Origin of the sequence: uncultured Shewanella sp. (assembly GCF_947491715.1) — a bacterium.
In the GTDB taxonomy this organism is placed as follows: domain Bacteria; phylum Pseudomonadota; class Gammaproteobacteria; order Enterobacterales; family Shewanellaceae; genus Shewanella.
On sequence record NZ_CANLKR010000011.1, the window covers coordinates 51042 to 71338 of the forward strand.

General features: G+C 40.5%; 15 protein-coding genes. 8 read left to right on the top strand and 7 right to left on the bottom strand.

What is annotated here, in order from left to right; translation table 11 throughout:
- The first annotated feature begins 93 nt into the window (after window positions 1-93).
- Entirely contained in the window at window positions 94-1806 is a 1713-nt protein-coding gene (locus Q0779_RS09825; RefSeq protein WP_298772113.1) for a thiamine pyrophosphate-requiring protein, read from the top strand.
- A gap of 24 nt (window positions 1807-1830) precedes the next feature.
- Here the strand turns inward: Q0779_RS09825 and Q0779_RS09830 are convergent, their stop codons facing one another.
- Together Q0779_RS09830 and ppsA are read right to left on the bottom strand one after the other, a co-directional pair.
- Window positions 1831-2562 carry a heme-binding protein gene (locus Q0779_RS09830; RefSeq protein WP_298772115.1) on the bottom strand — a complete coding sequence of 244 codons (732 nt, stop codon included), beginning with the start codon at window positions 2560-2562 and terminating at the stop codon, window positions 1831-1833.
- A gap of 193 nt (window positions 2563-2755) precedes the next feature.
- Window positions 2756-5131, bottom strand: coding sequence for a phosphoenolpyruvate synthase (gene ppsA, locus Q0779_RS09835; protein WP_298772117.1), 2376 nt, complete (start codon window positions 5129-5131; stop codon window positions 2756-2758).
- Window positions 5132-5260: 129 nt separating this feature from the next.
- Here ppsA and Q0779_RS09840 point away from each other — a divergent pair, with 129 nt between their 5' ends.
- Window positions 5261-6070, top strand: a complete 810-nt coding sequence (locus Q0779_RS09840) for a pyruvate, water dikinase regulatory protein (protein WP_298772120.1) — start codon at window positions 5261-5263, stop codon at window positions 6068-6070.
- A 254-nt stretch (window positions 6071-6324) separates the two neighbouring features.
- On the top strand, window positions 6325-6843 hold the full coding sequence (locus tag Q0779_RS09845; protein WP_298772122.1) for a hypothetical protein: 519 nt from the start codon (window positions 6325-6327) through the stop codon (window positions 6841-6843).
- A 105-nt stretch (window positions 6844-6948) separates the two neighbouring features.
- Here the strand turns inward: Q0779_RS09845 and Q0779_RS09850 are convergent, their stop codons facing one another.
- Window positions 6949-7596: an omptin family outer membrane protease gene (locus tag Q0779_RS09850; RefSeq protein ID WP_298772124.1), complete on the bottom strand. Its 648-nt coding sequence runs from the start codon at window positions 7594-7596 to the stop codon at window positions 6949-6951.
- 207 nt (window positions 7597-7803) lie between these two features.
- A complete protein-coding gene (locus tag Q0779_RS24005; RefSeq protein ID WP_367180808.1) occupies window positions 7804-8106 on the bottom strand; it encodes an omptin family outer membrane protease in 303 nt (100 codons plus the stop codon).
- A 243-nt stretch (window positions 8107-8349) separates the two neighbouring features.
- On the opposite strand from Q0779_RS24005, the gene Q0779_RS09855 reads away from it, so the two are divergent.
- The 3 genes from Q0779_RS09855 to Q0779_RS09865 all read left to right on the top strand — a co-directional run bounded on the left by Q0779_RS09855 (window position 8350) and on the right by Q0779_RS09865 (window position 11268).
- Window positions 8350-9417, top strand: coding sequence for a 3-deoxy-7-phosphoheptulonate synthase (locus tag Q0779_RS09855; RefSeq protein WP_298772126.1), 1068 nt, complete (start codon window positions 8350-8352; stop codon window positions 9415-9417).
- Window positions 9418-9616: 199 nt separating this feature from the next.
- On the top strand, window positions 9617-10045 hold the full coding sequence (locus Q0779_RS09860) for an acyl-CoA thioesterase (protein WP_298772128.1): 429 nt from the start codon (window positions 9617-9619) through the stop codon (window positions 10043-10045).
- Window positions 10046-10605: 560 nt separating this feature from the next.
- Window positions 10606-11268 (top strand): response regulator transcription factor, encoded by a 663-nt coding sequence (locus Q0779_RS09865; protein WP_298772130.1) that lies wholly within the window; start codon window positions 10606-10608, stop codon window positions 11266-11268.
- A 70-nt stretch (window positions 11269-11338) separates the two neighbouring features.
- On the opposite strand, the gene fghA is transcribed toward Q0779_RS09865, so the two are convergent.
- Together fghA and Q0779_RS09875 are read right to left on the bottom strand one after the other, a co-directional pair.
- Complete coding sequence (gene fghA / locus Q0779_RS09870; protein WP_298772234.1) at window positions 11339-12178, bottom strand: S-formylglutathione hydrolase; 840 nt, start codon at window positions 12176-12178, stop codon at window positions 11339-11341.
- Between the two features lie 36 nt (window positions 12179-12214).
- Window positions 12215-13339, bottom strand: a complete 1125-nt coding sequence (locus Q0779_RS09875) for an S-(hydroxymethyl)glutathione dehydrogenase/class III alcohol dehydrogenase (RefSeq protein ID WP_298772132.1) — start codon at window positions 13337-13339, stop codon at window positions 12215-12217.
- A 182-nt stretch (window positions 13340-13521) separates the two neighbouring features.
- On the opposite strand from Q0779_RS09875, the gene Q0779_RS09880 reads away from it, so the two are divergent.
- Window positions 13522-14391 (top strand): LysR substrate-binding domain-containing protein, encoded by an 870-nt coding sequence (locus Q0779_RS09880; RefSeq protein WP_298772134.1) that lies wholly within the window; start codon window positions 13522-13524, stop codon window positions 14389-14391.
- A 39-nt stretch (window positions 14392-14430) separates the two neighbouring features.
- Here Q0779_RS09880 and Q0779_RS09885 read toward each other — a convergent pair whose 3' ends face one another.
- Window positions 14431-17856 carry a NahK/ErcS family hybrid sensor histidine kinase/response regulator gene (locus tag Q0779_RS09885; protein WP_298772135.1) on the bottom strand — a complete coding sequence of 1142 codons (3426 nt, stop codon included), beginning with the start codon at window positions 17854-17856 and terminating at the stop codon, window positions 14431-14433.
- A gap of 427 nt (window positions 17857-18283) precedes the next feature.
- Between Q0779_RS09885 and acs the strand changes: the two genes are divergently transcribed.
- Window positions 18284-20230, top strand: a complete 1947-nt coding sequence (gene acs / locus Q0779_RS09890) for an acetate--CoA ligase (protein ID WP_298772136.1) — start codon at window positions 18284-18286, stop codon at window positions 20228-20230.
- Window positions 20231-20297: the final 67 nt, after the last annotated feature.

Here is a 20297-nt window from a genome sequence, read left to right on the forward strand (position 1 = left end):
GAAAACTGAATAAGTTATTCAAAACATTCCTTTCATCATCGTTAACTAAACTTAACTACACCTAATGAAAAACACCTACAAGGCTCATCCGTGATGGAGAATCGTCGCAAACAAATAACGTTGAATGCAACTCAGGTTGGTGAAGCACTGCTAGAACTCCTAGCCCTTCGAGACGTTGAGTATTTTTTTGCTGTAGGAAGTGGCACAGATTTTCCAGCCATCATAGAAGCCTATACAGAAAAACAAAGTCACTACCCTAAAGCCATAATAGCCGTGCATGAGTTGCCCGGAATAGCCATGGCTCATGGTTATGCTATGGTTGCGGAAAAAACGCCCTGTATTATGTTACATACCATTGTTGGCGGTGCGTTAGGTGTCATGGGGATCATTAATGCAGCCAGAGCTAAAATTCCTCTCTATGTGATCGCAGGGCGTACAGCCATCACTGAAAAGGGACAAAAAGGATCCCGCTCGCATATTGTGCACTGGGGGCAAGAGTCTTTTGATCAAGGCACAATGTTTAGAGAATTTGTCAAATGGGATTATGAACTAAGAAGCCCTGACCAACTAGAAACACTGATCGATAGAGGGCTGGCTATCAGCCAAAGTCAACCGCAAGGTCCTATTTATCTTGCTTTACCCGTCGAGATAAGTGGAGCTCCTCTTATTGATCGCAAGGTGTATGGATCTCCTCAATTAACGCCGGTAACTGCTGGTATTCCAGATGAATCAACCATCAAAAAAGCAATGGATCTATTATCAAAAGCAAGCAATCCTATTATTGTGGTCAGTATGCTCGGTAAAGGATCTGCAGCCGTCACCGCATTAGTTAACTTTGCTGAAGCCATGTCTATTGGTGTCATTGAATCTAACCCCAGTTACATGAACTTTCCTCAAAACCATCCACTGCATTTAGGCTTTGATGTCAGTTCTTATCTTGATAACGCCGATGTTATTCTGCTCATTGAAACCCCTGTTCCATGGTTACCTAGCAACCAAACACTCTCAGATAACGCCGTTGTGATCTCCCTCGGAGACGATCCACTTTACAGCCAATATCCCTATCGCAGTTTTCCTAACGATTTAAGTTTATTAGGCGATCCTAGTAAAACATTAACCGCACTATTACAACACTGTCCCATTAAACAAAATAACAAAAAAAGATTAGCGCAATACAAGAAATATCAACAAGTTAATCAAAAGCTAAAGCAAGTGAACATTGAACATAGCAAAGATCTTATTCCCATTAGCCCAATTTGGGTCTCTCATTGCCTCTCCCAAGTCTTACACCCCTTAGATATTGTGATCACAGAGTTTATTCTCGATCTCACACAAACCTGTTTTACACAAGCAGGCACTTATTTCAATCATGCCAGTTCCGGAGGCTTGGGTTGGTCATTAGGCGCCGCTTTAGGGGCTAAACTAGCGAAACCTGACAGACGAGTGATCTGTGTGATTGGCGATGGCACCTATACCTTTGGTGTACCTGTCGCGACACACCATATGTCAGCGCTGCATGATCTTCCAATCCTTTTTATTGTGTTAAATAATGGAGCTTGGGATAGAACGCGCATGGCCAGCCGTGCTTTTTCAAACCGTAATACAGCCGATAACAAGAATAATATTCCTTTATGTGAGCTCTCTCCCACGCCTGCTTATGAAGACATCTGTAAAGCCGCTGGAGGATACGGTGAAAAGGTGGACACTCCAAGCGACTTACCTGAAGCTTTAACACGTGCATTGAGCATAATGGAGCAAGAAAACAAACAAGTCCTCCTCAATGTTATAACCAGTAAAAGTCAATAAAATACTGATTTATCTACAAACAAATTATAATTGCGTTCCTTTCCAATTTTCATTAGGTTCGAGTGGCTCTGGATAATAACCAGCGGCTTTAATTGCATTAATCGCGGCATATTCATCTTTATCTGAGGTATCCCCGCTAATACCTACCGAGCCTATGACCTGTGCTTTTTCATTACGAATAAGCACGCCACCGGGTACATCTACCCACTTGCCTTTTGAGACGCCCGTTAGCGCACCCGCAAAAACAGGCCTGTTTTGCAAACGCTCACCAAGTACACGTGTTGACACCCCCATACCCAATGCGCCATATGCTTTTGCATTTGCTAATTCAACTCGAAATATACCCGCCCCATCTTGCCGTTTTAATGCCACAATATGGCCTCCCGCATCAAGAATGACCACTGTAATAGGCAGCATGCTCTCAGTTTTAGCTATACTTAGCGCTGTCTCTAAAATAGTACTGGCTTTATCCAATGATAGGGTCACCATGATATTAGCAACAGCCGGACTATCAACAATCGCTTGCGGTAAAGACGTTTGTGAAATAGCATTTTTCGATATGCTTTGTGACACAATACCACTGGTAACAGTGTCAGCTGTGGCCATTGTAGGAGGTTCAGCTTTAAGCGCCGTAGGAAATAATAACAAGCCTCCCATGTAAAGCGCTCGACACTGGAAAAACTTGTTATAATAATAAAAAATTTGATTAAAGAATAACGAAGACGAAGAAAATCGCCCTTCCAGCATACTCATCATAAGTCGTCCCTTTATCTTGATATGATCAATCGCTACCTCAACGTTAGACTACAAACCCCTTTCTCACCATTTATACCAATCACTCTATAGCCATTATCTTTAAGTAAGCAAAAGTCGCATGCATATAAAATAAAAAAGCCGCGTATTGCGGCTTTATAAAACGATTGAAAAATCGGCAAACTAGAGAATAATCTTACCCTTTAGCATGTTCCTTACCTAAATAAAGCCAAGTATCAATGACTGTATCAGGGTTAAGTGATACGGTATCGATGCCTTGTTCAACCAGCCAAGCCGCAAAATCAGCGTGATCAGATGGACCTTGACCACATATTCCCACATAAGCGCCTTTTGCTTTAGCCGCTTTTATCGCCAGGGATAATAGTGCTTTAACTGCATCATTTCGCTCATCAAATAAATGGCTAATAATGCCAGAATCTCTGTCTAACCCTAAAGTTAACTGAGTCAAATCATTTGAACCAATAGAGAAACCATCGAAATGCTCTAGGAATTGCTCAGCCAATAACGCATTTGAAGGTAGCTCGCACATCATGATGACACGTAATCCATCCTTCCCACGCTCTAAGCCTTGCTCTTTAAGCAGTTCTATGACTTGCGCCGCTTCATCGACAGTCCGCACGAAGGGGATCATGATCTCAACATTGGTTAAGCCCATTTCATTGCGAACGCGTTTAATCGCTTCACATTCTAATGCAAAACAATCACGGAACGACTCAGAAATATAACGGCTGGCGCCACGGAAACCCAACATCGGATTTTCTTCTTCAGGCTCATAACGATCGCCGCCCACAAGATTTGCATATTCGTTAGACTTAAAGTCAGACATGCGCACAATCACTTTCTTAGGATGGAAAGCCGAAGCGATAGTCGCAATGCCTTCCACAAGGCGTGCTACATAAAATTCGACCGGTGATGAATAACCCGCTATCATCTCATGAATCTCAGCCTGAAGTTCTGCATCCTGCTGATTAAACTCCAGTAGAGCTTTAGGATGAATACCAATCATGCGATTGATAATAAACTCGAGACGGGCAAGACCCACACCTTCATTAGGCAAGCGAGCAAAGTCGAACGCTCTATCAGGGTTACCGACATTCATCATAATTTTCATCGGTAAGTCAGGCATCGCATCGACACGAGATGAAATCACATCAAATTCTTGAATACCGTCGTAGATAAAACCGGTATCGCCCTCGGCACAAGAAACCGTCACAGCTTGACCGTTTTTAATTTGCTCAGTCACATCACCGCAACCGACCACCGCAGGCACACCCAGCTCACGTGCAATAATGGCTGCATGACACGTTCGGCCACCACGATTGGTCACAATTGCACTGGCGCGCTTCATAATCGGCTCCCAATCAGGATCCGTCATGTCTGTCACCAATACATCACCTGGCTGAATTTGATCCATGTCATCAATCGATGCCAATACCTTGGCCACACCACTACCAATCTTATGGCCAATAGCTCGCCCTTCAGATACCACCTCACCTTTAGTTTTCAGATGATAACGCTCAATAAGTTGGACATCTTCACGAGAACGAACGGTTTCAGGACGTGCCTGTACAATATAAAGTTTGCCATCATTACCGTCTTTCGCCCATTCAATATCCATGGCGCGGCCATAATGCTTTTCGATGATCATGGCTTGTTTCGCCAATTCCATCACTTCATCATCGTTAATTGAAAATTCGCGACGCATTTGCGCATCAACGTCTTCTATTTTAACTTGTTGACCATGCTCCTTGGAATCTGCATAAACCATTTGAATCAATTTACTGCCAATATTACGTCGAACAACAGATTGATGTCCGGCGGTTAAACTGGGCTTATGCACATAAAACTCATCAGGGTTGACTGCCCCTTGTACCACCATCTCACCTAAACCGAAAGATGATGTAATAAAGACAACATCATCATTACCAGACTCAGTGTCCATAGTGAACATCACACCCGATGCCGCTTTATCAGAACGGACCATGAGCTGCACACCCGCCGACAAAGCAACACCTTTGTGATCATAACCTTGATGAACACGGTATGAAATCGCGCGATCGTTAAACAATGACGCAAAAACATGTTTAATCGCAATGAGCACAGACTCATAGCCTTTAACGTTTAAAAATGTTTCTTGTTGTCCGGCAAATGACGCATCAGGCATATCTTCTGCTGTTGCACTCGATCGCACAGCAAACGATGCTTCACTGGTTTGTGCTGACAATTTATCATATGACTCATGAACAACCTGTTCAAATGCAGCATGAAAAGGTGTATCGATTATCCATTGTCTGATCTGTGCACCAGCTGTAGCGAGTGCATTCACATCATCTACATCAAGTGTTTCTAGTACATCATAAATTTTTTGGTTGAGTCCGCTTTGCTCGAGAAATTCATTAAACGCAAAGGAAGTCGTAGCAAAACCGCCTGGAACTTGAACGCCAGCGTTTGCTAAGTTACTGATCATTTCACCTAGTGACGCGTTTTTACCGCCAACCTTGTTGACGTCACCCATACCTAATTCTTGATACCAGAGTACGTATTGCTGCACAGTTCTATCTCCGCAAGTTTATTTCAGTGTGGCCCCTTCACATAAGGGCTGGAGCATTTTACACTCCACGGCAAGCAGCGTAAATCTATAATTTTATTTGTAATTTTATTACTACAAGAGGCCAACAAATTGAGAAAAGTATTCTACATTTCAGACGGGACAGCCATCACAGCAGAGGTGTTTGGGCACGCAGTATTATCTCAATTTCCAGTTGAGTTTGATGCACTTACCATTCCTTTTGTGGGGACAGAAAAAAAAGCAGCTGAAGTCAAGCAACAAATAAATGATTGTTTTATTACAACAGGTGAAAGACCAATTGTGTTCCATTCCATCGTAAAACCGGAAATTCGCGACATCATTTACAGCAGTGAAGGGCTAGATTATGATTTTTTAAACACCTTTGTTGCGCCATTAGAACAACAATTAGGCATGTGCGCCGTCCCCGCCCTTCACCGAACCCATGGTAAAGCCAATGAAAGTTACGAGACGCGAATTGAAGCCATTAACTACGCAATGGATAACGATGATGGCCAAACCATGAAACACATGGATGAAGCCGACTTAATCCTTTTAGGGGTCTCTCGCTGTGGAAAAACCCCCTCCAGTCTTTATCTTTCTATGCAATTTGGAATAAAAGCCGCCAATTACCCGTTTACTGAAGATGATATGGATAACCTAAAACTGCATGCAGCCTTAAAGCGCAATAAAGAAAAGCTCTTTGGATTAACTATTAACCCTGACAGACTCCATGAAATACGCCAAAGTCGTATGCGAGACAGCCGTTACTCATCGCTCAGACAGTGCCGCATGGAAGTCAAAGAAGTCGAGATGATGTATCGTAAAGAACGTATTCCATTCGTGGATACCACTAACCACTCAGTAGAAGAAATCGCCACGAAAATCTTAGAAGTGACAGGTCTTAAACGGCATATGTTTTAATCATCAAGGATAATCCTAGCCACAAACAAGGTAGATAAATGATCACAGAAATATTGAATGTAACAGGCCATAAACAATATAAGTTGTAATTGCCTAGAATAAGCCTGCCAAAAGACATATTGCTGCAGGCTTATTACTCACATAACACAATGTAAATTTTACTTTTTCTGATAAGTCATTATTTTTTTGATAGCCACATTCACGTTATAAACATAATAATCACCAGCAAGATTAACTTTTATTAATGGTAAATTATGTCAGGTATACCTCTTAGCGCACACTCTAGTTACTTCAACCATACTCTCAGTCCTAATATTAATGATGAAACCATCATTAATATTCAAGAGACTGGATATAATGATTACCGTTTTGGCAGCACGTTAGATAAAATCACTACTGTTATTGAATATTTAAACGATAAATTGAAAGACTGGTTTTTCGGTACTGACATAGTACAAGTTAAAGAAGCATTGCATGTATTGCTTCATGAGCCTTTCTCCACGATTAAAGACTGCGAAGAAGCTATTGGGATCTTAAATCGGTTAACTAAAGCAGAGAGCAACTGCACATTTGAGCTTCTTAAAACCAGTCCTTTTGAGCCAGAAAAAACCACAAAAGTCAAAGTGACTTATCCATTGGATAATAATAACGATAAAGAGGCTTACCAACCTATGCTAGATGAAAATGGTCAACCCTTTGAACTTTTAGAGACCAGTGAATGCCAAAGTTGGCGCAGTATTACCGTTGACTTATCAGGCAGGCAAATAGGATAGGTAAAAAATGAACAATGCTTTCTCAAGCAAGAAAGCATTAGTTAATCAAGATTATTTAAAAATGAACGTGAACAACGCCCACCTTTCAAATGACTATCATTCATCTTAAAAACGATATTTGACACCCACAGTGATAGTTGAATGCTCATTATCTAGCCCCTCTCCATTTGGAGCATAAGATGTCACACCAGTCTTAGTGTTGACTATAGTTACATCAGTCTTCGCTTCAGAGTATTGACTGTATACGTATTCGGCAAACAAGGTGACACTTTGCGTATAATGATAATCATAATTGACAGATACAGAGAGAAAGTCAGACGACTCATGACTATTGTCATAAAAGGTCAAATCACGGTCATAATGATTATCCTTATCTTTAGCATTCACCCAGGGACTCCATTTAACTTGCATACCAATTTCAGACTGCTTAAATTTATAGGCACCAACAAGCCCTAAATAAAGGGCATTAAATTCTTGTTTATAATCAATGCCAACAGTATTTGGAAAAACGCCCACATCAGCGCCATTATTATAAGAATAAGTGCCCCCTATACCGTCCCATTTAAAGGTGTTGTATTGATAGCCTCCCAGCACGCCTAATTGATACTGAGATACATTAATGAGCCAATAAATCGCACTTAAATCGATTTCATAAGCTTGTTTTAATTGTGTCGCAGGACTAATAGAGAGATGTGTATACCCGTGATACTTGAAGATGCAGGATTCAGCTGGAATTAAAAGCCTTTTAGGCAAGGCTTTGAACAGCGTGCCTAGTCATTCTAAGCTGATGTTCAATAACGCAGTATAAAAGGCTTTTAAACCAGCCCTTTGGGAGTCTGTAAAATCACCTACTTCTGCGTTGTATCACCTTAAAAGGCAATAAGCATTCTTACAATAATACGCCTTGAATTAGGCACTTTTACAGGCTCTGAAAACATGCATCTTCAAGTATCACGGGTATTAGGTAGATTGAGTAGAATCCAACCAATCTCGGTCTTCCATATGAGCATTACCATTATTGGTGACTACCGACCAAAACCGCCCCTTGAATGTCCACTGCTCATTTAAATCCCAGTTAGCACCTAATTTAATGATAGGAACATTATTAATATCCCAATCCAGCTGGCTCAGCTTTCTACCTGTACTCTCATAAACAATCTCAGTGGATGAGCCATCTAATACGCCTAACGCCCCCTCAAATGTTAACTGATTATTTTCAGCAATAACCTCAGGGTAACGACTAAGGATAGTATTAGTGCTAATTTTTTCATAAAGCTATATCAAACTCCGAAATGTCAACATATTAATAATGCTGATTAATTTAATTATCTTATCGGCGATAATGATATGAGTAAAAGTTAATATTCACTATCAGACCTCTGTCTAACGCCTTAAGTAAATGAACTTTAAATATACAATGCACTAAATAGACACTGCCAAAAGGTCAACAATTGAGTATAATCGAAGGCAATTAAGATTAAGTCCATTAAACACGCGGTATAATGCATGACCATCAAAACAGACGAACTACGCACCTCCCTATTATGCAAAGTCATTTCTCCTGCGCAATTAGCTTCTGAATACCCTTTAACACAAGCGGCTGCCGATTATCTTATCGAGCAACGGCGAGAAGTCGAAGCCATTATCAGCGGTGAAGATCAACGCTTATTGGTGATCATCGGTCCTTGCTCTATTCACGATACTAAAGCTGCCTTAGAATATGCTGAGCGCCTTGCGAAACTTCATCAAGAGCTAAAAGATGATCTTTGTATTGTCATGCGTGTCTATTTTGAGAAACCCAGGACCATAGTAGGGTGGAAAGGTCTCATTTCTGATCCCGATCTTGATGGTAGCTTTAGCCCCAATAAAGGCTTGCGCATGGCAAGACAGTTATTACAACAAATCACTGAACTTAAATTGCCTATTGCCACAGAATTTTTAGACATGGTCAATGGTCAATACATTGCCGATCTGATCACATGGGGCGCCATTGGCGCTCGCACAACGGAAAGCCAAATTCACCGAGAAATGGCTTCAGCTCTGTCTTGCCCAGTTGGTTTTAAAAATGGCACTGACGGCAATATCAATATCGCCGTCGATGCCGTTCGCGCCGCTCAAGTACCGCATATTTTCTATTCACCCGATAAAGATGGTGCTATGGCAGTTTATCGCACTCATGGTAACCCTTATGGCCATATTATTTTAAGAGGCGGTAAACAGCCTAACTATAAAGCTGAAGATATTGCTACTGCCAGCCAACAACTAACCGCCCTTGGGATCACCCCACGCATGGTAGTCGATTTCAGTCATGGGAACAGTCAAAAACAACATAAACAACAGCTTAATGTTGCCGCAGATATCATGGAACAAATGCGACAAGGCTCCACCGCAATTGCAGGAATAATGGCAGAAAGCTTTATGCTTGAAGGCAATCAAAAGGTGATGAATGATCAGCCCCTTGAATACGGTAAAAGTATTACCGATGCTTGCTTACATTGGAACGATTCAGAAAAGCTTCTAAGAGACTTAGCAAAAGCTTCTCGTGATAGACGTGAATATTTACACAAACGATAAGCACATTACCCAAGCATAAAGGTTATCCCTTTATGCTTCTCTTTTAATGTTCATCAAGAGAATTAATTTCTTTAATATAAAGCATTAATCGTACCAACTTGAATCATATAAGTTAATCACTTGTTTTATTCCTGTTCTTTTCTAAGCAATGTGACTATAATCTCGCCCGAATTTTATCCGTATAATCTCAGGTTGTAGTATGTCCTTTGCCAGCGAGTCAATATCCAAAACCATGGCGCTTCGAATTGAACAATCGGAAGCCAGAGTCATTAAAGTCGTCTTTCCCTCATTAACCAATCACCACAACACACTTTTTGGTGGTGAAGCACTGTCTTGGATGGATGAGACCGCCTTTATTGCCGCAACACGCTTTTGTCGTAAAACCTTAGTAACGGTGAGTTCTGATAAGATTGATTTTAAAAAATCCATCCCAGCAGGAACGTTAGCAGAAATTGTTGCTCGCGTGATATATGTTGGAAACACTTCAATCAAAGTAGAAGTGAATATTTTTGTCGAAAACATGTACGAGGACATAAGAGATCACGCCATAAAAGGCGTATTTACTTTTGTTGCGATCGATAGCGATAGACAACCGACCCCAATTTGGCAGGAACCCACTGAAAAATAGTCTTGTAACCTGATACTGAAATAGCCTAAAACACGATCGCTTTAGGATAGAAAGTGCACTCTTTCTATCCGTAAAGGCCAACTGATTATTCATCTAAAAGGATCAATCTAAATAGGATCGATAAACTCACAATAATCACCATTTTATATTCCCCTTAAAAATGCAGCATTAAAATACACACTTAATTAACAATAAACAAAAGCAATAAAAACAAATAAGCAAAAATAAAAACAACAATAAACAAATGCAGTATTAATAAATACATTCAAAACTACAGAAACCATAAAAAGACAAAATAAAGAACACAATAAAAACAAATAAAGAACAATAGTAAATAATCACCCTTATTATAGAGAGATATGATCGTGTTATTCACTGTAATTCATTAAGAATATTGTGAACCAAGCCTCTATAAATTAAATAAAAAATCAAAAAATGATTATTTTTTGATTAAAAAGTCACTTTATTGGTAATTAGGAATAAAATCGATAGAATAACGAATAGATAATCTGTTACATTAAACTTATTCCCGCACCACAAACTTAACATTAGATAAATTCATGAAGTCTGAAAAACTAACTATTATTATTGCGGATGATCATCCTTTATTTAGAAATGCACTAAGACAAGCATTAACCAACGTATTTACCAATACCCTCTGGTATGAAGCTGATAGCGCAGATGCATTACGATCTTCATTGGATAATCCCGAATTAAATCCCGATCTAATATTACTCGATTTACAAATGCCAGGATCAAACGGTTACTCTACTTTAATCCATTTAAGAGCACACTATCCCAGCATTCCAGTGGTTGTTATTTCAGCATATGAAGATAACGATACTATCAGCAGAGCAATGCACTATGGCAGCTCAGGTTTCATTCCAAAATCAGCTTCTATGGATACGCTCGCTAATGCGATCTCCACTGTTTTATTAGGCGACTTTTGGTTACCCGAAGGCGTTGAATTACAAGAAATCAATAATGATGATATTAATCAAATGGCTTGTAAATTAAAAACATTAACGCCTCAACAATATAAAGTGCTGCAAATGTTCGCAGAAGGGCTCCTCAACAAACAGATAGCCTATGATTTATCTGTATCAGAAGCCACCATTAAGGCCCACGCCACTGCTATTTTCAAAAAGCTTGGCGTGAGAAATCGAACACAAGCCGTCATATCATTAAAACAATTAGAAATGAAAAAAAGCCCGATAGAGTAACACTAATACGGGCTTTGGTGCGCAATGTTCCCATTAAAAATCGATTGTGGTTTTTAATGGGAATGCTGATTCATAAATCGATATCAAAATGCTTAGCATGAAACACTAAGTGCTCTTCTATGAAACTGGCAATAAAATAATAACTGTGATCATATCCAGATTGCATTCTCAATGTAACAGGATAAGCGTTATGTTCAAGCAACGCTTGTAAACTTTCGGGTTTAAGCTCTTTATCTAAAAAAGGATCATCCAAACCTTGATCGATAAAAATGGGCGTAGATATGCCATGAGAGCGTATTAATTCGACTGAATCATATTGCTTCCATGAATCAATATTCTTGCCTAAATACGCAGTAAAAGCTTTTTGTCCCCAAGGCGATGACATTGGATGACAAATAGGACTAAATGCAGAAATAGAAGTATATCGCTCTGATGTTAATCCTAACACCAACGCACCATGTCCCCCCATTGAATGACCCGAAATAGCCCTTTTATCACTTACGGAAAAGTTTGCCTCAATCAGCTCAGGTAATTCAACAGACACATAATCAAACATACGATAATGCTCAGCCCAAGGCTCCTCTGTGGCATTAAGATAAAACCCGGCTCCCTGACCTAGGTCATAAGCCCCATCTTCAGCATCAGCAACGTTATCCCCTCTGGGACTGGTATCCATCGCCACAATGGCAATACCCAGTTTTGCGGCAACACCCAAAGCCCCTGCTTTTTGCATGAAATTTTCATCCGTGCAAGTGAGGCCCGATAACCAATATACAACAGGAACAGGCTGAACATGACTTTGAGGCGGTAAAAAAATGGCAAAACGCATTTCACAACCCGTACTTGTCGACATATGTTGATACTGTTGATGTAATCCACCAAAAACTTTATTACTGCTAAGCAGAGTCAGGGGTGATTTATTTTTCATTAATCATTACCTCAATCACTAAAAGTGGATCACGCTGCGAATACTTTTTCCTGCATGCATTAATTCAAATGCCTCATTAATGCCTTCAAGCGTCATTGTATGAGTAATGAAATCGTCAAGTTTAAAATCACCTTGTAAGTAACGCTCAACAATCTCAGGTAATTCAGAGCGCCCTTTCACGCCACCAAATGCAGAACCTTTCCATACACGTCCAGTCACTAATTGAAATGGTCGTGTACTGATCTCTTTTCCAGCACCTGCCACACCAATGATCACAGACTCTCCCCAACCTTTATGGCAACACTCAAGCGCTGAACGCATCACATCAACATTACCGATACACTCAAAAGAATAATCCACCCCACCATCCGTCAATTCAGTGATGAGCTCGGCAATCGGCTTGTCGTAATGTTTAGGGTTAATGCAATCAGTTGCACCTAGTTTTTGCGCTAACGCGAACTTACTTTCATTGATATCAATCGCGATAATACGGCTCGCTTTAGCCATAGCAGCGCCAATAATCGCTGACAAACCAATGCCACCTAGACCAAAAATAGCCACTGTTGCACCGGTTTCCACTTTCGCGGTATTTAATACCGCCCCCATACCCGTTGTCACGCCACATCCCAACAAACATACCTCCTCTAATGGCGCCTCAGGATTGACCTTTGCAAGGGATATTTCGGGTAGCACTGTATATTCAGAGAAAGTAGAACAGCCCATATAATGAAAAATAGGCTCACCGTCTTTATAAAAACGTGTTGTTCCATCTGGCATCACACCTCGCCCTTGGGTTTCACGTATTTTCTGGCACAAATTAGTTTTACCAGACAAACAAAATTTACATTCACCACATTCAGGCGTATAAAGCGGGATCACATGATCGCCCACAGCAACACTGGTCACACCTTCACCCACAGATTCCACAATACCGCCGCCTTCATGGCCTAAAATACAAGGAAAAATGCCTTCAGGATCATCACCCGATAGCGTAAAAGCATCGGTATGGCACACACCTGTCGCGACAATTTGAATGCGTACTTCACCTGCTTTAGGGGGCATGACATCAACAACTTCCATTGATAAAGGCTGCCCAACTTTCCAAGCAACTGCGGCTTTTGATTTGATAATTTCTGCTGACATATCCTGTCCTGTATTAAAGTGTAATATAGCTAAATCAATAGGTACTAAACCTATCAAATTTCATTAAAATCATTATATTCATTACCCCAAAAATGATAATCATGTAAAATTGAAAATAACTTTTACTGTATAGTAATAATGAAACCCTGTTCATCAGTATTAATCATAGTGAGTAAATAATCATGTTAGGTTGGGAGGGAGTTTGCGAATTCGTGGCTGTTGCCGAAACAGAAAGCTTTACCTTAGCGGCAAAAAAGCTGGGTATTTCAACCGCTCAAGTCAGTAGACAAATCACGGCATTAGAAGCAAAACTCGCCGCAAAACTTTTCTATCGCACAACACGAAAGGTATCGGTCACTGAAGTGGGTAAAATATATTATCAGCATTGTCGCCAAATATTAGACGGTTTAGATGAAGCAGAACGTGCTATCACTAATCTTCACTCTACTCCTCGAGGTTATTTAAAGTTAACCGCTCCAAATACTTACGGTGAACGTACGATTGCCCCTATCATCAACGATTTTATTGCTCGCTATCCAGAACTGAATGTCCAGCTTCACCTATCAAATAAACCATTAGATCTCGTAGATGAAGGCTTTGACTTAGGCATACGCTTAGGGCATTTGGAAGATTCCAGTATGATGGCCAAACAATTATCATCACGAAAACTTTATGTATGCGCGTCTCCTGATTACATCAAGCGTCATGGTTTGCCCGTTCAATTAAGCGATCTTGAGCATCATAATTGCTTACTTGGAACAAAAGATTATTGGCAATTTAGAGATCAAAGTAAAAGACGCAGTCTTCGCGTCAAAGGTAACTTACGCTGTAATAGCGGCCAAGCGCTCACCGATGCGGCATTAAAGAGCATAGGCATTATTCAATTACCTGACTATTATGTCCTTCCCTATATTCAACAAAAATTACTGATTAACCTGTTTGACGATTATATAGATTCAGATGGGATCTGGGCCATATATCCACATAATCGCCATTTATCACCTAAAGTAAGAATGCTAGTGGATTACCTAGCCAAACAATTAACCCCATAAAATTAAATAATAGAAGAGTTGACACCCCTTTCTATTATACTATCCATTAATCAGACTAGACATAAGCCCTTTCAGCGCTGCAGGTTTAACCATTTTTGCCATGAATTCATAACCTCGTTGATGAACATCATCAATCAATGTTTTTTGCGTATTGGCAGTGATCAGGATCCCAGGAATAGACTCACCATAGAGAGCACGGATTCCATCCATTGCATCAACGCCATTTTTACCATCATCTAGATGGAAATCTGACAAAATAATATTCGGTACAACGTGTAAACGAACCAATAATGCCTTTGCCTCATCGAAGGAAGCAGCACAGAACACCTCACACTGCCAACGAGTTAACAAGGATTCCAACCCCGCTAAAATAGCTTCTTCATTATCAATACATAACACCTTAATGCCCGCTAAAGGCTGCATTAAGGAAGGCGTTACACTTAACTGTGGTTTAATGATGGACTGACCAAAAGGAATACAAATAGAAAAAAGCGACCCTTTTGTCAAAATGGATGCCACATGAACTTTATGATTTAGCACACGACTAATACGATCCACAATCGCCAAGCCTAATCCTAAGCCGCTGACCTGTTTAGTTTCAGGATTTTCAAGTCGCTTAAATTCTCTGAAAATATGACTCAAATCAGACTCAGCAATTCCACAACCAGTATCAATCACTTGGATTTCTAATCCATGGGGTCGATGGCGACAACCGAACACCACACGACCCCCTTTTGCATAACGATAAGCATTGGTCAAAAAGTTTTGTAGCACACGCCGCAATAAATAAGGATCAGAATTGACTGTTGCCGAACAAGAAATATAACTAAAATCGATGCCACAATCAGTGGCCATGGCCTCAAACTCTATGGCCAATTCACTCATTAAATTCTTAATCATAAAGTCTTTACGATTCACGTCCACCGTACCAGAGTCTAGCTTTGAAATATCAAGCAAATCCGTCAACAACTCTCCAGCAGCTTTCAATGAACGACCAATATGGGATAAGGTTTCCTGACCTGTTTGATTAAGATCAGGATCTTGGGATAAAGAAGCAGAAAACAAACGTGCAGCATTAAGCGGCTGCATCAAATCATGCCCCACTGCAGCTAAAAATCGACTTTTAGAGGCGTTTGCTTTTTCTTCTTCTGCTTTGGCGCGGATCAATTGTGTATTTAAAACGGACAGTTCATGTGTTCTCGCTGTCACTCGTGTCTCTAAAGTATCATTCATCTCTTGCAAGGCTTTAGCTTGCTCTCGATATTGAGTAATATCAGTAAAGGTCATCACAAAGCCACCGCTCGGAATAGGATTGCCTTGCACCTTAATCACTCGGCCATCTTGCCGTTCCCGCTCTGAAACATGAGATGAGCCTTGACGCATAAATTCCACTCGTTTAGCAACTTGCTCCTCAATATCACCTTCACCGCAATACCCCCTCATTGCATTAAAGCGGATCACATCCGCAATCGGCATGCCCGCTTTTAAAAAGGTGTCAGGATAATCGTATAACTTAACGTATTTTTCATTCCAAGCCACTAAGTTTAAGTCTTTATCAACCACGCTCATACCTTCATAAGCGTGTTCTATTGCCCCACGTAACATTTCCTGACTTAGCATAATTTTTGAAGAAGCATCATCAACAAGATTAAACACTTCATCAATGGCTAAATCTCTGCCATGTACCACAGAATCCATCACTAAAGCCGCACTGGACCCACCTAAAATTCCCGCAAGTAAATGCTCCGTTTGCATCACTAATTCAGGCGGAGCCACTTTATCTCGCATGTCATTTTTGACCGCATCCTTTGAAAATTGAGAAAAACTCTCATAGGCGTCTGAAGCACTCATAAAACGGCTCGCGAGCATTAATAAATCTTGATGAGTAATAGATGTAGAGCGATTGGTTGAAGCACTTTTTAATGCGCCAGGTGTCACAAAAGCACGCGCTTGCATCCTTTCAACAACACCCGCACGACACCAAATAGAACCTAGAATGTAACCTAGAATATTGGCCAGCAAGGCATAAGAAATATCAATGGCATCAGGCCTTATTGCCGACATAAAATCAACATGCAGCACTTGATCACCAACCGAGTCAATCACCTCTTGCCATAAAATGATAAACCAAACACTAAAGCCGGTAATTAAGCCAATGAAAACACCACCACGATTACCATGCGTCCAATACATACCGCCGATTAATGCCGGCGCAAGCTGAGCAAAAGCACCAAAAGATAAAATACCTAAGCCCGCTAATGAACGGCTATCTAACAAAGCGAGATAACACAGATAACCCATACCTAAAATCAAAATAATGGTTAGCCGTCTCGCATTCAGCAACACACTTGAAAAGTGACTAAAGTTTTTTTGCTTAATTTGCTCAGTGCGAAGCATAATGGGGACAACCCATTCATTGCTCACCATGACACTAATGGTCACAACAGCGACAATAACCATACCTGTTGCAGCTGAAATCGTGCCCAAAAGGGCAATAATCGATAAAGAAGGATGTTGTAACACTAAAGGTAAGTTAACCACATAACTATCCGGTGAAACCACATCCCCTAAAATACTTTTTCCTGCCAACGCTATAGGGATCACAAATAAAGCAAATAAAATTAAATAAAGTGGAAACAACCAACGTGCCTTCACTAAGGTTTTCTCACTGTCGCACTCCACCATCATGACGTGAAACTGTCTCGGCATACATAAAAAAGCGGCCATACCCACAAAGAGCTCAGGCAATAACGACATAAAATTAAAGTCGGTTTGGCTGATCACATCTTGACTGACTGTGTTTTGCCACAGATCGCCCACACCATCAAACACATCAAATATGATGATTAAACCAATTAATAAAAATGCAACCAGCTTTACCAGTGATTCAAACGCAATCGCCAATATCATTCCAGGATTATGTTCTGTCGCATTGAGTTTTTGCGTCCCAAATAAAATCGCAAATAAGGCTAAAATCACAGTGATAATCAAAGCTTCTGTTTCAGTATCAAATAATCCCTCCCCTTGCTGAAACAAGCTCATACCAAATACCATGGCTTTTAACTGTAAGACGATATAAGGCATAATGGCAAAAAGGGCAATCAAAGTCACAATAGCCGCTAACACTTGTGATTTACCGTACCTTGCAGCAATAAAATCGGCCACTGAAGTAATATTATGGGTTTTTGTTACCACCACTATTTTCTTCAGTAATCCAAAACCAACAGTAAAAAACAATAATGGCCCGAGAAATATTGGCAGAAAAGACCAAATGTCTTCCGCTGATTGGCCCACTGTTCCTAAAAAACTCCAAGAAGAGCAATACACACCTAAACTCAGCGCATAGATCCACACTTGCATTCGTTTAGTGATTTTAACAAACCAACGTTCAGCTCCCCAAGCTAATAAGAATAATGTCAAAGCATATAAAATGGCTGTTGCACTGATAATAATTGTAAACTTCATAACTCTCTCATTGCTAAGGTATGCCGAACTTTTATAGTGGGTTCAACAGCCCTTAATTTGACTCTCAATATCATCCTAGACTCGTACCAAAGACATTGACTCAGCTCATTTGAAAATACCTGTTTTCATTCATTAAAAATAAATGCCTCAAAAAAGCCAAAATGCACATGCGTAGTCTATCGAGAATAAAAACCAACAGCTATCAAATTCATACAAGTCATTCTCTGAAATAAAACCTATAAGCATTCAATAAAAGAATCCCTCTAAAAACAAACTCAGAAAACCAACAAATAAAACCAAATACAAACAAAATAAAAACAAAGGCTGTTAATCAACAACAAAAAGCCTTGTATTTGAACTGGTTCAAGCCAAAATTTAATGCTATTTTAAAATCACTTTCTCGCCTGAACATTAACAGGGAATTCTAATGGAAGCTCAATCTCTCTACAAAATTCCAAGTACCATAGCCGAAAAAACACTGATAAATGACGAACAATACAAAAAAATGTATCAAGAGTCAGTCATTAACCCAACAGGGTTTTGGCGAGAACATGGTAAACGTATTGATTGGATTAAACCTTATAGCCAAATAAAAAAAACCTCATTTGACGATCATAACCTTTACATAAAATGGTTTTATGATGGCACACTTAACGCTTCAGCTAATTGCCTTGATAGGCACCTCAAACACGATGAAAATAAACTCGCCATTATTTGGGAAGGCGACGATGCCAAAAAACAGCGAACGTTAACTTATTTAGAATTGCACCAACAAGTCTGCCAATTTGCCAATGCACTATTAAGTCAAGGTGTAAGACGTTCCGATGTTGTCACTATTTATATGCCAATGATCCCAGAAGCCATTATCGCTATGTTAGCCTGTGCGAGAATAGGCGCTGTACATTCAGTGATCTTTGGTGGATTTTCTCCCGAATCCATTGCAGCCAGAATAATAGATGGGCAATCAAAAGTGGTCATTACTGCCGATGAAGGGATCAGAGCAGGTCGTATCATTCCATTAAAAAATAATGTGGATGAAGCCATATCGCACACTGACGTTACTTGTGTAGAGAAAGTCATTGTCATTGAACATACTTCAGGCGATGTCACTTGGAATAAAGAAAGAGATGTCAGTTGGCATGCACTCATGAGTACGGCATCAGAGCATTGTCCCTATGAAGAAATGTCTGCAGAAGATCCCTTATTTCTTCTTTATACATCAGGCTCCACTGGTAGTCCTAAAGGAGTTTTGCATACAACAGGTGGCTACATGGTCTATGCATCAATGACTCATGAGTATATTTTTGATCATAAGAAAGACGATATCTATTGGTGTACTGCCGATGTAGGCTGGATAACGGGTCACTCCTATATGGTCTATGGTCCACTCGCCAATGGCGCCACCATTTTAATGCATGAAGGTGTCCCCAACTATCCTAGCCCTTCACGATTAGGCGAAATAATAGATAGGCATAAAGTCACCACCTTATACACTGCACCCACCTTAATACGCTCACTAATGGCAGAAGGAAAAGAGAAATTTTCAGCATTTGATGGCAGTTCATTACGTATTCTAGGATCCGTTGGTGAGCCGATAAATCCTGAAGCATGGCGCTGGTATTATGACACCATAGGAAAACAAACTTGCCCCATTGTCGATACTTGGTGGCAAACGGAAACAGGCGGTGTGTTGATCACTCCGCTACCTGGTGCAACGAACACAAAACCGGGGTCAGCCACCCGTCCATTTTTTGGCGTTCAACCAGCATTGGTTGATAATCAGGGTAGCTTATTAGAAGGCGAAAGCGAAGGTAATCTAGTCATTCTTGACTCATGGCCTGGTCAAATGCGAACGATTTATGGGGATCATGATCGCTTTATTTTAACTTACTTTAAAACATTCAACGGCATGTATTGTACCGGCGACGGTGCACGACGAGATGAAGATGGTTACTATTGGATCACAGGCCGTGTTGATGATGTTATCAATGTTGCTGGGCACCGTTTGGGCACCGCTGAAATTGAAAGTGCACTAGTTGCTCATTCTCACGTCGCTGAAGCAGCCGTTGTCGGATATCCTCATCACATTAAAGGTCAAGGTATCTATGCATATGTCACCTTAAATACAGGCGTAAATGAGAGTGAGCAATTAATACAGGAACTCATTAAGTGGGTACGTAAAGAAATTGGCTCAATCGCCTCCCCCGATCTCATCCAGTGGGCGCCCAGCCTGCCAAAGACCCGATCAGGCAAAATTATGCGCCGATTTTTGCGAAAAATAGCCTCAAATGAAACCACACAATTAGGCGATGCTTCAACCCTTGCCGATCCCAGTGTTATTGATGTTTTAATAGCCAATCGATTAAATAAATAGTACCTACACTCTCTCGAGCTCAATGGCTCGAGAGAGACAAAACCATGATAAAATTCAACAGTACTGG

Excerpts from the sequence above, each read along its gene's own strand:
- Q0779_RS09855 (WP_298772126.1), top strand. The coding sequence starts at position 8,350 with ATGACCATCAAAACAGACGAACTACGCACCTCCCTATTATGCAAAGTC.
- Q0779_RS09830 (WP_298772115.1), bottom strand. The coding sequence starts at position 2,562 with ATGATGAGTATGCTGGAAGGGCGATTTTCTTCGTCTTCGTTATTCTTT.
- Q0779_RS09875 (WP_298772132.1), bottom strand. The coding sequence starts at position 13,339 with ATGTCAGCAGAAATTATCAAATCAAAAGCCGCAGTTGCTTGGAAAGTT.
- Q0779_RS09865 (WP_298772130.1), top strand. The coding sequence starts at position 10,606 with ATGAAGTCTGAAAAACTAACTATTATTATTGCGGATGATCATCCTTTA.
- Q0779_RS09825 (WP_298772113.1), top strand. The coding sequence starts at position 94 with ATGGAGAATCGTCGCAAACAAATAACGTTGAATGCAACTCAGGTTGGT.
- Q0779_RS09880 (WP_298772134.1), top strand. The coding sequence starts at position 13,522 with ATGTTAGGTTGGGAGGGAGTTTGCGAATTCGTGGCTGTTGCCGAAACA.
- Q0779_RS09885 (WP_298772135.1), bottom strand. The coding sequence starts at position 17,856 with ATGAAGTTTACAATTATTATCAGTGCAACAGCCATTTTATATGCTTTG.
- Q0779_RS09845 (WP_298772122.1), top strand. The coding sequence starts at position 6,325 with ATGTCAGGTATACCTCTTAGCGCACACTCTAGTTACTTCAACCATACT.
- Q0779_RS09860 (WP_298772128.1), top strand. The coding sequence starts at position 9,617 with ATGTCCTTTGCCAGCGAGTCAATATCCAAAACCATGGCGCTTCGAATT.
- acs (WP_298772136.1), top strand. The coding sequence starts at position 18,284 with ATGGAAGCTCAATCTCTCTACAAAATTCCAAGTACCATAGCCGAAAAA.